Below are 17023 nucleotides of genomic sequence, written 5' to 3'. Positions count from 1 at the left end.
CCTGCCCAGTGACGGCACAGACACGCAACGTGGAAGTGGAAGGAGCCTCTGCGATGCAGGGCGACCCCGAGGTCCTCGAGTTCCTCAACGAGCAGCTGACCGGCGAACTGACGGCCATCAACCAGTACTGGCTGCACTACCGCATCCAGGACAACAAGGGGTGGACGAAGCTCGCCAAGTACACGCGCGAAGAGTCCATCGATGAGATGAAGCACGCGGACAAGATCACCGAGCGCATCCTGATGCTCGACGGTCTGCCGAACTACCAGCGGCTCTTCCATGTCCGGGTCGGCCAGACGATCACCGAGATGTTCCAGGCGGACCGGCAGGTCGAGGTGGAAGCGATCGACCGCCTCAAGCGCGGGATCGAGGTCATGCGCGCGAAGGGGGACATCACGTCCGCCAACCTCTTCGAGGAGATCCTCGCCGACGAGGAACACCACATCGACTACCTGGACACGCAGCTGGAGCTGATCGAGTCCCTGGGTGAGGCGCTCTACATCTCGACGCTGATCGAGCAGCCCAGCTAGCAGCCGGCGCCGTACGCCCGCCGACTCAGGCGGCCTCGGAGAGCCCCTCGGGCTCGACCGTGTCAGCCGCCAGGGCAGGCATGCCCTGGTTCAGGAGCTCGCGCCTCGGGCAGTTGCCGCGCCCGAGGATGGCCTGGATGCGACGGACGCAGGAACCGCAGTCCGTGCCGGCCTTGCAGGCCGAGGCTATCTGGCGGGGCGTGCAGGCGCCCGCGTCGGCGTGGTCCTTGACCTGCTTCTCCGTGACACCGAAGCATGAGCAGACGTACACGCGGTTCACCTCCCGCCGAGATCGATAAGGCTAACCTAACCTTACCCGGCGGCCCGGAGCCTCAAAAGCCCTGGATACGACGATGGGGCGCGGATCACATGGATCCGCGCCCCATCGTCGTAGGTACCTACCGACTGATCACGTTCACTGGTCGCGGTACATCTCGGCGACGAGGAACGCCAGGTCGAGCGACTGGCTGCGGTTGAGGCGCGGGTCGCAGGCCGTCTCGTAGCGCTGGTGCAGGTCGTCGACGAAGATCTCGTCGCCGCCGCCCACGCACTCGGTGACGTCGTCACCGGTGAGCTCGACGTGGATGCCGCCCGGGTGGGTGCCCAGCTCCTTGTGGACCTCGAAGAAGCCCTTGACCTCGTCGAGCACGTCGTCGAAACGGCGCGTCTTGTGGCCGGAGGCGGCCTCGAAGGTGTTGCCGTGCATCGGGTCGGTGACCCAGGCGACGACCGCGCCCGAGGCGGTGACCTTCTCGACGAGCTCGGGGAGCTTGTCGCGGACCTTGTCGGCGCCCATGCGGACGATGAAGGTCAGCCGGCCGGCCTCGCGCTCCGGGTCGAGCCGGTCGATGTACGTCAGCGCCTCGTCCACCGAGGTGGTCGGGCCCAGCTTGATGCCGATCGGGTTCGCGATGCGCGAGGCGAACTCGATGTGGGCGTGGTCGAGCTGGCGGGTGCGCTCACCGATCCAGACCATGTGGCCGGAGGTGTCGTACAGCTTGCCGGTGCGCGAGTCCGTACGGGTCAGGGCGCCTTCGTAGTCGAGCAGCAGCGCCTCGTGGGAGGCGTAGAACTCGACGGCCTTGAACTCGGCCGGGTCGGTGCCACAGGCCTTCATGAAGTTCAGCGCGTTGTCGATCTCCCGCGCCAGCTGCTCGTAGCGCTGGCCCGAGGGGGACGACTTCACGAAGTCCTGGTTCCAGGCGTGCACCTGGCGCAGGTCGGCGTAGCCACCGGTGGTGAAGGCACGCACCAGGTTGAGCGTCGACGCGGAGGCGTTGTACATCCGCTTCAGGCGCTCGGGGTCCGGGATGCGGGACTTCTCGTCGAAGCCGAAGCCGTTGACCGAGTCGCCCCGGTACGTCGGCAGGGTCACGCCGTCGCGCGTCTCGGTCCCCTTGGAGCGGGGCTTCGAGTACTGGCCGGCGATACGGCCGACCTTCACCACGGGCACGGAGGCCGCGTAGGTGAGGACGGCGCTCATCTGGAGCAGCGTCTTGAGCTTGGCCCGGATGTGGTCGGCGGACACGGCGTCGAAGGCCTCGGCGCAGTCGCCGCCCTGGAGCAGGAACGCCTCGCCACGGGCGACGGCTCCCATCCGGGCGCGCAGCTGGTCACACTCGCCGGCGAAGACGAGCGGAGGATACGACTCGAGGTCCGCGATCACATCGCGCAGAGCCTCGGCATCGGGGTACTCGGGCTGCTGCGCCGCGGGCAGGTCTCGCCAGGTCGCCTTGGCGACGGCGTGGGTATCAGCGTTCACGGTCACGCGCACAACACTACGGGGTCCTTCGCCCGATCTCGTCCCCCTGCCCAGTGGCTGAGACGGGCGCCCGAAATGTCTGCCGTCAATGTTCACGCCTTCGGGCGGTGTTACCCTCTGGCCCGTTTCACAAGTTGACAGTCGAACCACAGGGGTGGGCGTGACCCAAGGGCACCGCAGGGACCGCAAGAAGAAACGACTCTTGTACGGAGCGGCGGCAGCGGTCGTCGCCACGGCCACGATCGGCACCATCGCGGTCGCGTCGCCGAACCTCCTCGGCGCGACGGGCGACGCGAAGGCGGCTGCCGGGGATGTTTCCCTCCAGTCGCAGTTCGCAAACGCGGCGCGCGAGTTCGATGTGCCGCAGAGCGTGCTGATGGCGGTGTCGTACCGGCAGACGCGGTGGGAGTCGCACGACGGGCAGCCGAGCACGACCGGCGCGTACAACGTCATGGGGCTGACGAAGGTCGACCCGGAGGACATCGCGGACGACGCGAGCGAGGAACTGCTCCACCACCTCGTGAACGGCACGGGCGACCCGTCGATCGACAAGAAGATCGACAAGAAGAAGGCGCTGGCTCCCGTCGCCGGGACGACGGTCGACACCGACGACCCGAAGCTGCACACCCTGGACAAGGCCGCAGAGCTGATCGACAGCTCGACCGACTCCGTCCAGAACGACACCGCCGCTTCCATCCGGGCCGGTGCGGCGCTTCTCGCCGAGTACCAGAAGCAGGCCGGCGCCGAGCTGTCCGACGACCCGGGTGCCTGGTACCCGGCCGTGGCCCGCTACAGCCAGTCGGAGGACCGCAAGGGCGCCGATCAGTTCGCAAAGCGCGTCTTCGAGTCGATCAGGACGGGTGAGCAGGAGCTCACTGTGGACGGCGAGCAGGTCGTCCTGCCGGCGGACCCGTCGGTGGAGCCGGTCAAGCCGGCGAACGTGCCGCTGGCGGCCGGGTTCGCGAGCACGACCGAGACTCCGGCGGCCGAGTGCCCGACGACCGTGGCCTGCACGTTCATCCCCGCGCTGTACTCGGAGAATGACGGCAACTACAACATCGCGAGCCGCACCGCGAACGGCACCGGCGGCTTCGACATCCGCCAGATCGTCATCCACGACATCGAGGGCAGCCACGACGCTGCTGTGAACGTCTTCAAGACCCCTGGGAAGTGGGCGAGCGCGCACTACATCGTGCGTGCCGACGGTCGCGTGACCCAGATGGTCGAGACCAAGAACGAGGCGTTCCACGCGGGCAACAAGACCGTGAACATGCACTCGGTCGGCGTCGAGCACGAGGGCTACGCCATCAAGGGCGACGCCGGCTGGTACACCGAGCCGGAGTACGAGTCCTCCGCCGCCCTCGTGAAGTACCTGGCCGCGAAGTTCTCCATCCCGCTGGACCGCGAGCACATCATCGGCCACGACGAGGTGCCGAGCGTTCTGGACAGCAAGGTCCAGGACCACTGGGACGCGGGCCCGTTCTGGGACTGGAACCACTTCATGAAGCTGCTCGGCGCCCCCACCGGCGCAGGTGGCGCGGGCGGCCTCCTCCAGGCCGGGCAGTTGGTGCGGATCGTCCCGCCGTTCACCTCGGCCAACCAGCAGGCCATGAAGTACACGGAGCTGGTCAACGACCAGTGGGTCACCAAGACGACCGTCCCGCTGCCGGTCAACTTCGGCTACCTCTACTCGGAGCCCGTGGCCGACCAGACCAAGGCGCTGACCGACCCGTACTTCTCGGCGGGCTGGCAGTACGGTTCCAACTGGGCGAACAAGGTGACGGCCGGCAGCACCCACGTCGTCGCCGAGTCGAAGACCGACTGGACCGCCATCTGGTACGGCGGCAAGAAGGCCTGGTTCTACAACCCCGGCGGCCAGTACACGGCCCCCGTGGGCGTGAAGACGGCGATCACCGCCAAGGACGGCGCTGCCTCGATCCCGGTCTACGGCCGCGCCTACCCCGAGGACGCCGCCTACACGGGCACCGGTGTCCCGGTCCAGGCGAGCAACAGCGCGTCGCTGACGAAGTACAGCCTCCCGGCCGACCAGCTGTACACCAAGGCCGGTGACGCCGTGGCGGGCGACTACTACTCCAGTGCGTTCAACGTCGACGGCACCCGGGTCGTGGGGAAGACCAACCTCTTCGTCCCGATCCGCTACAACCACCGCCTGGCGTGGGTGAAGGCCTCCGACATCAAGGAGGTGGCGACGAAGGCCCCCGTCGCCACGAACAACCGCTACAACCTCCTCGCCCGTGACGCCTCCGGTGTCCTCTGGCAGTACCAGGGCACCGGCAAGGGCGCGTTCCTGAGCCGGTACAAGGTCGGACCCGGCTGGGGTGCGTACAACACGATCGCCCCCATGACCGCTCTCCGTGCCGACGGCACCGGTGACGCCGTCGCCCGGGACAAGGACGGCGTGCTCTGGTACTACAAGGGCACCGGAAACGCCTCCGCGCCGTTCGCGAGCCGCCTTCGGGTCGGCAGTGGCTGGAACATCTACGACAAGCTCCTCGGCGCTCGCGACATGAACGCCGACGGCCGGCCGGACCTGATCGCCCGCGACAAGACCGGCGTCCTGTGGCTGTACACGAACACGGGTGCCTCCCCGAACCCCTTCGCGACCCGCGTCCGGGTCGGCGGCGGCTGGAACATCTACAACGAGCTGATCAGCACCGGTGACATGACCGGGGACGGCAAGCCCGACCTGATCGCCCGCGACAAGACCGGCGTGCTCTGGCTGTACAAGAACACGGGCGGCTCCCCGAACCCGTTCGCCACCCGCGGCCAGGTCGGCGGCGGCTGGAACGCCTACAACGTCATGGTCGGCCCGAGCGACCTCGACCTCGACGGCAAGCCTGACCTGATCGCCCGGGATGCCGCCGGCGACCTGTGGTTCTACAAGAACACGAACGGCTACCCGAACCCGTACGCCACCCGCGTCCGCGTCGGTGGTGGCTGGGGCATCTACAACCTGATCGTCTGATCGGGTCTGCACGCCCACGGGGCCCGGCTCGCACCGTCCACGGTGCGGACCGGGCCCCGTTTTCGTGGCCCGTCGTCTCCCCGCTGGGTTACAGTGCTCGCATGTTCGCGCCGCAGATCCAGAACTGGTGGTGGACCGCTCATCCGGCGGCCCACTGATCGCGCGTACACCGACTGACACGCGAAGGCCGCCCGAGGGGCGGCCTTTTCTCGTACCCGGGCCGTTCCTCTCCGCACTCCCCCTCGGAAGGAACGACACGCCCCATGGACCTCTCCCGCCTCCTCGACCCCTCCTGCCCGCCGTTCGCGCTGCTGCGCAGGCGCACCCCCGGCCGTGACCACGACACCGTCGAGGTGCTGATCGGCCGGGTCCACGAGGCCGAGCGCCTCGCCGAGCTGCCCGTGGGCCCGCTGCCGACGCTCGCGCTCGTGCCCTTCCGGCAGATCCGGGAGCGCGGCTTCGACGTGCGGGACGACGGCACCCCGCTCTCCGTGCTCGTCGCCGACGAGACGTACGAGCTGCCGCTCGCGGAGGCCCTGCGGCAGCTGCCCGCGCACGACGTGACCGTCGAGGGCGGCCGGTTCGACGTCTCCGACGAGGAGTACGCCGGGACCGTGCGGCGGGTCATCGAGGAGGAGATCGGCTCGGGCGAGGGCGCGAACTTCGTCATCCGGCGGACGTACACGGGTGAGATCCCGGGCTTCGGGCGGGCCGACGCCCTCGCCCTGTTCCGGCGGCTCCTCGCGGGCGAGCGGGGCGCGTACTGGACGTTCGTCGTGCACACCGGCGACCGGACGCTCGTCGGGGCGAGCCCGGAGGTGCACGTGCGGATGTCGGGCGGCACGGTCGTGATGAACCCGATCAGCGGCACGTACCGCTACCCGGCCGGGGCCGCCCCGACCCCCGAGGACCTGCTGGCCTTCCTCGCCGACCGCAAGGAGACCGAGGAGCTCTCCATGGTGGTGGACGAGGAGCTCAAGATGATGTGCACGGTGGGCGACATGGGCGGGGTCGTGATCGGCCCGCGTCTGAAGGAGATGGCCCATCTCGCGCACACCGAGTACGAGTTGCGGGGGCGCTCCACCCTCGACGTGCGGGAGGTGCTGCGGGAGACGATGTTCGCCGCGACCGTGACGGGCTCGCCGGTGCAGAACGCCTGCCGGGTGATCGAGCGTCACGAGGCCGGTGGGCGCGGCTACTACGCGGGGGCGCTCGCGCTGCTCGGTACGGACGAGAGCGGGGCGCAGACGCTGGACTCGCCCATTCTGATCCGGACCGCCGACATCTCCTCGGACGGGAAGCTGAGGGTGCCGGTCGGCGCGACGCTCGTCCGGCACTCGGACCCGGCCGGCGAGGTCGCCGAGACCCACGCGAAGGCCGCCGGGGTGCTCACCGCGCTCGGCGTGCGGGAGGGCCGGCCGGTCGACACCGCCGCCGACCCGGCGCCGGCCCGGCTCGCGGACGATCCGCGCGTACGGGCGGCCCTGGACGCGCGGCGGGCCGATCTCGCGCCGTTCTGGCTGAAGATGCAGGTGAGGTCGGCGGAGCTGTCCGGTCATGCCCTGGTGATCGACGCCGAGGACACGTTCACGGCGATGCTCGCGCACGTCCTGCGCTCCTCGGGCCTTGAGGTGTCGGTGCTCCGCTACGACGAGCCGGGGCTGCGGGAGCTGGCGCTCGCCCACGAGGGGCCGGTCGTGCTCGGACCCGGTCCTGGCGATCCGGCGGACGCCGCCGACCCGAAGATGCGCTTCCTGCGCGGTCTGACGGCGGAGCTGGTGCGGGACCACCGGCACGGTCTGCTCGGGGTGTGCCTGGGGCACGAGCTGATCGCGGCCGAGCTGGGCCTGGAGATCGTCCGCAAGCGGACCCCGTTCCAGGGGGCCCAGGTGCGGATCGACCTCTTCGGGCAGGAGCGGACCGTCGGCTTCTACAACAGCTTCACGGCCCGCTGCGACGACCGGGCGGCGACCGAGCTCGCCCTGCACCGGATCGAGGTCAGCCGGGACGTGGAGACGGGCGAGGTCCACGCGCTGCGCGGACCGGGCTTCGCGGGCGTCCAGTTCCACCCCGAGTCGGTCCTGACGATGGAGGGGGCGGCCCTGACGGCCTCGCTCCTGGCCGGAGTCCTCGTCTAGCAGGGACTACGGGGAAGGCCTCGGTACCAGGACGTTCTCGCTGCGCCGGCCTGCGATGTAGTCGAGGACGTTCTGGACGGTGGTGTCGATGATCTGGCCCACCGCGTCGACCGTGTAGTACGCCTGGTGGGAGGTGACCACCACGTTCGGGAAGGTGACCAGGCGGGCCAGGGTGTCGTCGTCGACGGCCTCCAGGGACCTGTCGAGGAAGAAGAGCCCGGCCTCCGCCTCGTACACGTCCAGGCCGACACCGGTGAAGCGGCCGGTCCTGAGCTCGGCGACGAGGGCCTCCGTGTCGACGAGTCCGCCGCGGCTGGAGTTCACCAGGATGACGTCGTCCTTCATGGCCCGGAGGGCGGCGGCGTCGATGATGTGGTGGGTGGCCGGGAGCAGCGGCACGTGCAGGCTGATGAGGTCCGCCTCGGCGAAGAGCCGTTCCTTCTCGACGTACTTCATGCCGAGGCCCACGCAGGCGGGGTTCTCGGCGACGTCCCAGCCGAGCAGGTTCATGCCGAAGCCGTGGGCGATCCGCGTGAAGGCCTCGCCGATCTTGCCGGTGCCGAGGACGCCGACGGTACGGCCCCGCAGGTCGCGGCCCATCAGCCCGTCGAGGCGGAAGTCGAAGTCGCGGGTCCGGTTGGAGGCGCGGACGATCCGGCGGTTGACGGCCATCGCGAGCGTCCAGGCGAACTCGGCGACGGAGTAGGGGGAGTAGTACGAGACGCGGGCGACGGTGAGGCCGAGGCGCTCGGCGACCTCCAGGTCGATGTTGTTGAAGCCCGTGGAGCGCTGGGCGATCATCTGGGTGCCGCCGGCGGCGAGGGTCTGCAGGACCTTGTGGTCGAGGCTGGCGTTGACGCTGGTCGAGATGACCTCGTAGCCGGCCGCGATGGGCGCGGTGTCCTCGGTGAGGAACACGCCGAGGCAGCGGACGTCGTGATGTCCCTCGAAGGCCTTCTCGATCAGAGGCTTCTCGTCCGCCTGTACGCCGAATGCCAGGATTTCCACGAGCTTCCCCTCGAAACGGTCTCGAAACGGCGATGGGCCGCATACGCGCGAAACATGGACGAATATCGCGAATATACGGCCCCTCACGTCACCGCGCCCGGTACCGGACGCGGCTCAGGCGTCGTCGAGCCCGCGCTCGATGGCGTACCGGACGAGCTCGACCCGGTTGTGGAGCTGGAGCTTGCCGAGCGTGTTCTGCACGTGGTTCTGGACGGTGCGGTGCGAGATCACCAGGCGCTCGGCGATCTGCTTGTAGCTGAGCCCCTTGGCGACGAGCCGCAGGACCTCGGTCTCGCGCTCGGTGAGCTGCGGGGCCTTCGGCTCGTCCCCGCCGGCCGCCGGGGCGGGCTCGGAGGCCAGGCGGCGGTACTCGCCGAGGACGAGACCGGCCAGGCCGGGGGTGAAGACGGGGTCGCCGACGGCCGTCCGCCGCACGGCGTCGATCAGCTCCTCCGTACTGGCCGACTTGAGGAGATAGCCGGTGGCACCGGACTTGACCGCCTCCAGGACGTCGGCGTGCTCGCCGCTCGCCGAGAGGACGAGGACCCGCAGCGCGGGGTGCGCGCCGACGAGCTCCTTGCAGACCTGGACGCCCGGCTTGACCGGCAGGTTCAGGTCGAGGACGAGGACGTCGGGGGCGGCCGCGGTGGCCCGGCGCACGGCCTGCTCGCCGTCGCCCGCCGTGGCGACCACGTCGAAGCCCGCCTCCGCGAGGTCGCGGGCGACCGCGTCCCGCCACATCGGATGGTCGTCGACGACCATCACCCTGATCCGCTGCCGGTCGGCCTGCTGCTCGCTCATCTTTCCTGTCCTGCCTTCCCCCGTGGAACCTTCAACTCGACTTCCGTGCCCTGCCCCGGGACCGAGATCAGCTCGGCGGAGCCGCCCAGGTCCCGCAGTCTGCCCCGGATGGAGAGGGCGACGCCCATCCGGCCCTCGCCCTCGGCCTGCGCGAGGCGGCCCTCGGGGATGCCGGGGCCGTCGTCCCGGACGGTGACGATCACCTCGTCCGTCCAGTCCTCGACCAGGATCCAGGCCTGGGCCTCCTCCCCCGCGTGCACCCGGACATTGTCCAGGGCGGCGCCGACGGCGGCGGCCAGCTCGCGGGCGGCGGGCGGCGGCAGCAGGACCGGCGCGCCCGGCTCGGCGAAGGTGACCCGGGCCCCGGCGCGCGGGGCGAGCAGGAGGCGCAGGTCGACGGGGGTGTCGTCGTCGGGTTCGTCGTCCACCTCGACGACCCGGACCACAGCCCCTTCGGACTCGTCCTCCGAGACCAGGCTGGGCCGGGTGAGACCTCCCGCGACGAGCGTACGGAGCGCCACCTCCTGCTCCCCCGCCATCCGGCCGAGCTCGGCGGCCTCGCCGCCCAGGGCCGTTCCGCGCCGCTGCACCATCGCGAGGACCTGGAGGACGCTGTCGTGGATGTCGCGGGCGAGCCGCTCCCGCTCCCGGGTCGCGGCCTCGATCTCCAGGGCGCGGGCGAGGGTGCGCTCGGAGGCGCGGGCGACCTCGACGATGTATCCGACGGCGATGGAGGCCACCCAGACGAGCAGCACGTTGTGGACCGTGTCCCGGGTGGGGTGGCCGCGCTCCACGATGTTGGCGGCGGCGACGAGGGTGGAGGCGAATCCCGCCCAGCGCCATCCGCCCTTGATGGCATACGCGAGGACGGAGCCGGCGGTCCATATCGACGGCAGCGTAGGGCCGTCGATCGTCTGGGCGTGCGTGTCGGCGAGCGGGGTGAGCAGGATGCCGACGAGGGCGATGGTGAGGTCGGCGACCAGAAAGCGCTTGGTGCAGCTGGCCGCGTTCGCGACCCTGGGGAGGGTCGCGAGGGTCCAGACGCTCATCACCGTCAGATAGCCGACGGCGATCCAGGGCCGCTCGTACCGCTCCCACCCGAAGGCGAAGATCAGGACGGCATAGGCCATCGTGATCACCCGGTAGCCGGTCAGCGCCCGCCACAGCGGCTGCTCGACCGACATGCGCACGACACGCTCGCGCTTGGCCATCTCCCCCACACCCCCGAACACCCCTGAGGGGTGCTTACGCGCCGGACTCTTCCCGAGCGGCGATCTCGGCCTTGACGGCTTCCTTGGCGGCCTTCTCCGCGTCCGCGATCTGCCGCTTGGCGGCGGTCGCGTAGATGTCGACGTACTCCTGGCCGGACAGCTTCATGATCTCGTACATGACCTCGTCGGTCACCGAGCGGAGGATGAAGCGGTCCCCCTCCATGCCCTGGTAGCGGGTGAAGTCCAGCGGCTTGCCGATCCGGATCCCCGGGCGCATCAGCTTGGGGACGACCTTGCCGGGCGGCTGGATCTTCTCCGTGTCGATCATGGCGACCGGGATCACGGGCGCGCCGGTGGCCAGGGCCACGCGCGCGAGACCGCCGGGCTTGCCCCGGTAGAGACGGCCGTCCGGCGAGCGGGTGCCCTCGGGGTAGATCCCGAAGAGCCCGCCCTTCTCGATGACCTCGATGCCGGCCTTGATCGCCGCCTCGCCGGCGCCGCGGGCCCCCGAGCGGTCGACCGGGAGCTGTCCGACGCCCTTGAAGAAGGCGGCGGTCAGCTTGCCCTTCACGCCCGGGGAGGTGAAGTACTCCGCCTTGGCGATGAAGGTGACCTTGCGGTCCAGGACAGCGGGGAGGAAGAAGGAGTCGGAGAAGGAGAGGTGGTTGCTCGCCAGGATCGCGGGACCCTCGGCCGGAATGTTCTCCAATCCCTCGACCCAGGGCCGGAAGGCAAGCTTCAGGGACCCTCCGATGGAGAACTTCATTGCGCCGTAGATCAACTCGCCATGCCTTCCGTGTGCCGTCGCGACGACTTTATCCCGTACGGGCCCACGCCCCCCGCTACGGCCCTGGTCGGTGTCGGTCCGGTCGCGTACCGTGAAGGTCCTTCCCCATTTTCCGTCGCTTCGGCGCACCCGAAGTCGAACGAACAGGAGACCCCGGTGCCGGTCCTTCCCGGAGCCGAGCCGTACCGCCACGAAGGCGGAGAGGTCGGCGTCCTTCTCTGTCACGGATTCACCGGTTCCCCGCAGTCGATGCGCCCGTGGGCCGAGTATCTGGCCGACCGCGGGCTCAGCGTCTCGCTACCGCTGCTGCCGGGCCACGGCACCCGCTGGGAGGACCTCCAGCTCACCACCTGGCACGACTGGTACGCGGAGGTGGACCGCGCCCTGCGCGAGCTCCTGGAGCGGTGCGAGACCGTCTTCGTCATGGGCCTCTCCATGGGCGGGGCCCTCACGCTGCGGCTGGCCGCGCAGCACGGTGACGCGATCCGCGGCATCGTCCTCGTCAACCCGGGCAACAAGGTGCACGGCCTGGCGGCGCACGCGCTGCCGGTGGCCCGGCACCTGGTCCGCACGACGAGCGGCATCGCGAGCGACATCGCCAAGGAGGGCGTGACGGAGGTCGGCTACGACAAGGTGCCGCTGCACGCCGCGCACTCGCTGCGCCTGTTCTTCCGTACGGTGGACGCGGAGCTCCCGCAGGTCACGCAGCCGCTGGTGGTGCTGCACAGCCCGCAGGACCACGTGGTGCCGCCGGCCGACTCGGCCCGGGTCCTGAGCCGCGTCTCCTCGACGGACGTCCGGGAGATCCTGCTGGAACAGAGCTACCACGTCGCGACGTTGGACCATGACGCGGAGCGGATCTTCGAGGAGAGCTGGGCGTTCGTCGAGCGTCTCGCCCCGAGTCCGGTCGACGGGAAGAGGAGCAGCAGCGGTGGCTGATCAGCAGGACGGCGGCGAGCGGGAGCCGCAGCCCATCGACGAGGAGGCGGCTTGGGCCGCGATCGTCGCCGGGTACGGGGAAGAGCCCGCGGATCCGCCGGGCGCGCGGCCGTACCGGCCGATCGAGAACCTCGCGCTGCCCGAACCGGAGGACGAGCCGGCGGAGCCGGCCGCCAAGACCGGACCGGGGACGCCTGCCGGCTCCGCGGCCGGCTCCGTCACGGAGACGGGCACGGCCTCCGAGTCCGAGGCCGGGACCGCGTCCGAGGCCGCGCCGGAGTCCGGCGGCGAGTCCGAGCCGGGGCCCGGGACGGACGCCGAGGCCTCCGTCGAGGCCGACCGGAAGCCGGAGGCCGGAGCGGAGAAGCCCGCGCTGGGCAGCTCCGTCGTCTTCGCGCCCGGGGTGCGGCCGAGCGGCCCCCGTGACTACTCCCCGGCCGAGCCGGAGGAGGGCCCGGACGGCGCCGAGGAGGGCCACTTCGTCCCGCCGGAGCCCCCGCCGCTGCCGGAAGCGGACGCGACGACCAAGTTCGCCTGGCTGGGCGTGGTGGGCGGTCCGGTGCTGATGCTGGTGGCCGTCCTCCTCCAGTGGGACATGACCTGGTGGCTGACGACGCTCTGCGTGGGCGGCTTCCTGGGCGGCTTCGCGACCCTCGTCGGGCGCATGAAGCACGACGACGACGATGACGACGGCTTCGGCGACCCGGGCCGCGGGGCGGTCGTCTAGGGCGTGTTTCGAAAGTAGCGCCGTCTGCCCGACAGGCAGGCGGGACTTTCGCAACACGCCCTGGCTCCCCTCCTGATTAAATCCGGCTTACGCAGCAGGCACACGGACCGCCGCCAGTACGGGCAGGTGGTCCGTTGCCGTTCTCAGGTCCGTGGGGTCGAGGTGCGGCGGGACCCCGCAGCCGAGGAACTCGACGCCCGGGGTGGCCAGGATCGCGTCGATGCGCTGGTGCGGGTCGGCGGGGGTCGAGGTGTACTCGCCGCCCCAGGGGCTGACCGCCCAGCCGTCCCTCAGCTCCGTGGCGAGCCGGGTGAAGGCGGGGCCGCCGGGCCGTTCGTTGAGGTCCCCGGCCACGAGGGCGTGCGGGGTGCCGAGCGCGGCGACCCGGTCGAGGACCATCCCGGCCTGCTCGTACCGCTCGTCCTTGCGCAGGCTCAGGTGGCAGCTGATCAGCCCGACCCTGGCCCCGGCGAAGCGGACGACCGCGGTCGCGAGGCCGCGGCGGTGCAGGCCCGGGGTGAGCGGCAGCAGCACGTCCTCGGTGCGTTCCACGGTGGCCCGCAGGGAGCAGAGGAGCATCGGCCCGGCCGCGGTGGCGCCGCCGCTCAGCATGACGAGCTCGCTCTTGGCCGCGAGCCGGGCCGCGTGCTTGCGCCAGCGGAAGAAGCGCGGGGCCTCCTGGACGAAGACGAGGTCCGGGGCGCAGGCGCGGATCACCCGGGCGAGGGCATCCTCGTCGTCGCGCATCGAGCGGATGTTGTAGCTCAGGACCCGGAGGACGGCCGAACCGTCCGCCTCGGTGCGGGAGTTGGGCAGCTCGCTGTTGACCATGGCAGCCAACATACGACGACCGCCCGCCGGGTCCGAGAGGACGCGGCGGGCGGTCGTCGTATGCCTTCGTACGGGTGGTCAGCCCTGGCGGGCCAGGTCCGCCGCGCCGACCAGGCCGGCCTTGTTGCCGAGCTGGGCCGCGAGGACCTGCGCGTGCGGCCGCCACTGGCCGCCGATCAGCCAGCGCCGGAAGGACTTGCGGATCGGGTCGAGGACGAGGTCGCCCTCGTCCGAGACGCCGCCGCCGACGATGAACGCCGAGGGGTCGAAGAGCGAGGCCAGGTCGGCGAGACCGGCGCCCGCCCAGCGGGCCAGCTCGCGGAAGGAGTCGACGGCGACCGGGTCGCCGGCGCGGGCGGCCTGGCTGACGTGCTTGCCCTCGATGCCCTCGGGGGTGCCGTCGCCGAGGGCGAGCAGGATCTCCGCGCGCTCGGGGGTGGCGTTGGCGCGCTGCTTGGCGTACCGGACGAGCGCGCGCCCGGAGGCGTACTGCTCCCAGCAGCCCTGGCTGCCGCAGCCGCAGAGCAGACCGTCCGGGACGACCCGGATGTGGCCGAACTCGGCGGCCACGCCGAAGCGTCCGCGGCGCAGCTTGTTGCCGATGATGATGCCGCCGCCGAGGCCGGTGCCGAGGGTGATGCAGATGACGTCCTCGTGGCCCTGGCCCGCGCCGAACTTGTACTCGCCCCAGGCCGCCGCGTTGGCGTCGTTCTCGACGACGACGGGGAGGCCGACCCGCTGCTCGACCTTGTCCTTCAGCGGCTCGTGCCGCCAGTCGATGTTCGGCGCGAAGAGGACGGTGGCGCGCTTGTCGTCGACGTAGCCCGCGGCACCGATGCCCACGGCCTCGATCGAGTGCCCCTTGCCCGCCTCGGAGACCGCGGCGCTGATCGCGTCGACGATGCCCTCGGGGGTGGGCGGGGTGGGCACCTTGTGCGTGTCGAGGATGTTGCCCTCCTCGTCGACCACGCCGGCCGCGATCTTCGTGCCGCCGATGTCGACGCCGATGGTGAGTCCCATGTGTCCCTCAGTTTTCGGTCGAGCCCCGCTACGGCCCACCGTACCCGAGGGCAGGGCTCGTCCCGATCAGTCGAGGTCGATGTGCTGGCCCGTTCCGGGGCCTTCGTCGTCGCGGCGCGGCTCGTCTTTGCCGTCGCGGTCGGCCTCGCGGTCGGCCTCCCGGTCGCCGGAGGTGTCGGCCTCGCGGCGCGGGTCGTCGTCGGCGACGGTCCCGCCGCGGGTCCAGCGGGTCTCGTGGCCCTCGACGGCGGATCGGTAGGCGGCGAGCAGTTCGTTTCCGGCGGCGGCGAGGTGGTCGAAGACCTGCGGGTTGCGCTCGATGACGGGCTCGACGACGGCCTTCGCCTGGCTGACGACCTGCTTGACGGTCTCGCCGCTGATGCCGCCGAGTCCGCCGAGCAGCGGGCCCCCGAGTCCCCCGGCGACCTTGTCGGCGACGGCGTCGAAGAGCTTGCGGAACTCCTCGGCGGCCGAGCCGGGCTCGGTCCCGCGCTCCGCACGGCGGCGGGCCTTCTCCGCCTCCAGGTCCTCTGCGCACGCCTTGGCCCACGCGTCCGAATCGCTCATGGCGTACTCCTCAGTGGCTGGTACTTCGACGGTACACGCCCTCAGGGGGTCCGTGGCCAGAGTCCCGGGTCCGGGGTGAAGCGCACCCTGAGGTCCCCGTCGACGAGCCCGGCACCGGTCACGGTGCAGCGGCGCAAGGCGGGCGGCAGGGGCAGGTGGCGGCGGAAGGGACCGACGGTCAGGAGCAGTTCGTCGCCGCGCCGGACGAGGGCGAGCTCCTCCTTGACGGCGCCGGGCAGGGCGATGTGCCAGACGAGCACGCCGTCCTCCTCCCGCCGGTCCTCGACCTCGTGTCCGGGGGCGGGGGCGAGGGGCGCGGCAGGCGGGACGGGGGTCAGGAGGGCGAGGTCCTCGGCTCCGCGCGGGGCGCGGCCGAGGTGCGGCAGCTCGTGCACGACGCCCGCGGCGGTACGGAGCTCCCCCAGGTGCCGGTGCTGCTCGGCGGTGAGACCGGCGAACCAGGGGTCCTCGGAGTCCGCGGGGAGCAGCCGGTTGGCGACGACGGCGTCGAGGGCGAGGCCCTGGAGGGCGAGGCCGAGCCGGGCGGTGCGCAGGGCGCGGGTGGCGGCGGGTCCGGGTTCGAGGACGAGGTGGACGCGGGTGGTGGGGGCGTCGACGACGGCCTGGGCGGCGGCGAGCTCGGCCTCCCAGCGGGCGGTGGTCTCGTACAGCCACTGCGCGGGCATGGGGACCCCGGCGAGCTGGGCGAGCATCGGGCGCAGCGCGCGGGCGGCCTGCCGTTCGGGCGGCAGGAGGCGGCGCAGGTAGCGGCGGAGCTGTTCGGGCAGGGCGAGGAGGGCGAGGGCCTCGGGGAGCGGGGGCAGGTCGACGACGGCGAGGTCGTGGTCGCCGTGGGCGGCGTCGCGCAGGGCCCTCAGCAGGGCGAAGTGGCGGCTGCCGGGGAGTTCGGTGAGCTCGGCGTCCTCGAAGGGCGTGGCGCCGAGGAGGTCGAGGGCGGCGCCGGAGCGGGCCTGGAGGGCGAGGAACTCGCGGCGGAAGTCCGCGGCGGGGTCGGGGCGCAGCACCCGGAGGTCGCCGCCGGCCGCCGGCGGGTCCGCGTCCTCGGAGACGAGGAGGACCCGGCGGCCCGCCCGCGCCTCGGCAAGGGCGGTCGCGGCGGCGACGGTGGTGCGCCCGGCGCCGCCGAGGCCGGTGACAAGGATGATCCGCATGCGGAGGACGTTACCGTCGCCCTCCCAGGACGTGTCTGCCGGTCGGGCCCCTGAGGGCCCGGCCTGGCCGGCTCCACGCCCGCAGGGGTCACGCGCCGGATTCGACGCGCTTCTTCAGGCCGGCCAGGGCGCGGTCGATGATGACCTTCTCGGCCTTGCGCTTGATCATGCCGAGCATGGGGATCTTGACGTCGACGGTCAGCTGGTACGTGACCTCGGTGCGGTCGCCGCCGCCGAGCGCGGCGAGCCGGTAGGAGCCGTCGAGGGAGCGGAGCATCTGGGACTTGACCAGGGTCCAGCTGACCTCGTCGGCGCCGGTCCAGGTGTACGCCAGGGTGTGGTCGTCCTTGATGGCGCCGGCGTCGAGGAGCAGCCGGACCTTCTCCGCGCGGCCGGAGGCGTCCGTCTCCAGGACCTCGGCCTCCTTCACCTCGCCCGTCCACTCGGGATAGCGGGCGAAGTCGGCGATCACACCCATGACGTCGGCCGGCGCCGCCTCGATGGTGATGCTCGAGCTGGTGTGTTCGGCCATCGCGGTGGCTCC

General features: G+C 71.2%; 16 protein-coding genes. 5 read left to right on the top strand and 11 right to left on the bottom strand.

The window, feature by feature from the left end:
- Window positions 1-53 precede the first annotated feature (53 nt).
- On the top strand, window positions 54-530 hold the full coding sequence (gene bfr, locus ASC82_RS11850) for a bacterioferritin (RefSeq protein ID WP_024755581.1): 477 nt from the start codon (window positions 54-56) through the stop codon (window positions 528-530).
- Between the two features lie 25 nt (window positions 531-555).
- Here bfr and ASC82_RS11845 read toward each other — a convergent pair whose 3' ends face one another.
- Together ASC82_RS11845 and ASC82_RS11840 are read right to left on the bottom strand one after the other, a co-directional pair.
- Window positions 556-810: a (2Fe-2S)-binding protein gene (locus tag ASC82_RS11845; protein WP_056645549.1), complete on the bottom strand. Its 255-nt coding sequence runs from the start codon at window positions 808-810 to the stop codon at window positions 556-558.
- A 135-nt stretch (window positions 811-945) separates the two neighbouring features.
- Window positions 946-2292, bottom strand: a complete 1347-nt coding sequence (locus ASC82_RS11840; RefSeq protein ID WP_056646350.1) for a 3-deoxy-7-phosphoheptulonate synthase class II — start codon at window positions 2290-2292, stop codon at window positions 946-948.
- Window positions 2293-2452: 160 nt separating this feature from the next.
- Between ASC82_RS11840 and ASC82_RS11835 the strand changes: the two genes are divergently transcribed.
- Both ASC82_RS11835 and ASC82_RS11830 read left to right on the top strand, forming a co-directional pair.
- Window positions 2453-5278 (top strand): N-acetylmuramoyl-L-alanine amidase, encoded by a 2826-nt coding sequence (locus tag ASC82_RS11835; protein WP_056646346.1) that lies wholly within the window; start codon window positions 2453-2455, stop codon window positions 5276-5278.
- Window positions 5279-5541: 263 nt separating this feature from the next.
- Window positions 5542-7416 carry an anthranilate synthase family protein gene (locus tag ASC82_RS11830; protein WP_056645547.1) on the top strand — a complete coding sequence of 625 codons (1875 nt, stop codon included), beginning with the start codon at window positions 5542-5544 and terminating at the stop codon, window positions 7414-7416.
- 6 nt (window positions 7417-7422) lie between these two features.
- Here ASC82_RS11830 and ASC82_RS11825 read toward each other — a convergent pair whose 3' ends face one another.
- From ASC82_RS11825 to ASC82_RS11810, 4 genes are all read right to left on the bottom strand, one after another.
- Entirely contained in the window at window positions 7423-8424 is a 1002-nt protein-coding gene (locus ASC82_RS11825; protein WP_056645544.1) for a 2-hydroxyacid dehydrogenase, read from the bottom strand.
- A 114-nt stretch (window positions 8425-8538) separates the two neighbouring features.
- Window positions 8539-9225, bottom strand: a complete 687-nt coding sequence (locus ASC82_RS11820; RefSeq protein ID WP_056645541.1) for a response regulator transcription factor — start codon at window positions 9223-9225, stop codon at window positions 8539-8541.
- Window positions 9222-10436 (bottom strand): DUF5931 domain-containing protein, encoded by a 1215-nt coding sequence (locus ASC82_RS11815; RefSeq protein WP_056645536.1) that lies wholly within the window; start codon window positions 10434-10436, stop codon window positions 9222-9224. Before ASC82_RS11815 ends, ASC82_RS11820 begins: the two co-directional genes overlap by 4 nt.
- A gap of 34 nt (window positions 10437-10470) precedes the next feature.
- Window positions 10471-11202 carry a lysophospholipid acyltransferase family protein gene (locus ASC82_RS11810; protein WP_024755589.1) on the bottom strand — a complete coding sequence of 244 codons (732 nt, stop codon included), beginning with the start codon at window positions 11200-11202 and terminating at the stop codon, window positions 10471-10473.
- A gap of 177 nt (window positions 11203-11379) precedes the next feature.
- Here ASC82_RS11810 and ASC82_RS11805 point away from each other — a divergent pair, with 177 nt between their 5' ends.
- Window positions 11380-12162, top strand: coding sequence for an alpha/beta fold hydrolase (locus ASC82_RS11805; protein ID WP_056645533.1), 783 nt, complete (start codon window positions 11380-11382; stop codon window positions 12160-12162).
- On the top strand, window positions 12155-12889 hold the full coding sequence (locus ASC82_RS11800) for a hypothetical protein (protein WP_056645530.1): 735 nt from the start codon (window positions 12155-12157) through the stop codon (window positions 12887-12889). The genes ASC82_RS11805 and ASC82_RS11800 overlap by 8 nt, the downstream gene beginning before the upstream one ends.
- Window positions 12890-12976: 87 nt before the next feature.
- On the opposite strand, the gene ASC82_RS11795 is transcribed toward ASC82_RS11800, so the two are convergent.
- The 5 genes from ASC82_RS11795 to ASC82_RS11775 form a co-directional block, all read right to left on the bottom strand.
- Entirely contained in the window at window positions 12977-13720 is a 744-nt protein-coding gene (locus ASC82_RS11795) for an endonuclease/exonuclease/phosphatase family protein (RefSeq protein WP_056645527.1), read from the bottom strand.
- A 78-nt stretch (window positions 13721-13798) separates the two neighbouring features.
- Window positions 13799-14740 (bottom strand): ROK family glucokinase, encoded by a 942-nt coding sequence (locus ASC82_RS11790; RefSeq protein WP_056645525.1) that lies wholly within the window; start codon window positions 14738-14740, stop codon window positions 13799-13801.
- A gap of 66 nt (window positions 14741-14806) precedes the next feature.
- Window positions 14807-15307, bottom strand: a complete 501-nt coding sequence (locus ASC82_RS11785) for a DUF5304 domain-containing protein (RefSeq protein ID WP_056645522.1) — start codon at window positions 15305-15307, stop codon at window positions 14807-14809.
- 41 nt (window positions 15308-15348) lie between these two features.
- On the bottom strand, window positions 15349-16479 hold the full coding sequence (locus ASC82_RS11780) for an ArsA-related P-loop ATPase (RefSeq protein ID WP_056645520.1): 1131 nt from the start codon (window positions 16477-16479) through the stop codon (window positions 15349-15351).
- An 88-nt stretch (window positions 16480-16567) separates the two neighbouring features.
- Entirely contained in the window at window positions 16568-17011 is a 444-nt protein-coding gene (locus ASC82_RS11775) for an SRPBCC family protein (protein ID WP_024755596.1), read from the bottom strand.
- Between the last annotated feature and the right edge of the window lie 12 nt (window positions 17012-17023).

Origin of the sequence: Streptomyces sp. Root431 (assembly GCF_001426585.1) — a bacterium.
GTDB lineage: Bacteria > Actinomycetota > Actinomycetes > Streptomycetales > Streptomycetaceae > Streptomyces > Streptomyces stackebrandtii.
Note: the sequence above shows the minus strand (reverse complement) of the source record. Positions and strands in the feature narration are given on the sequence as shown.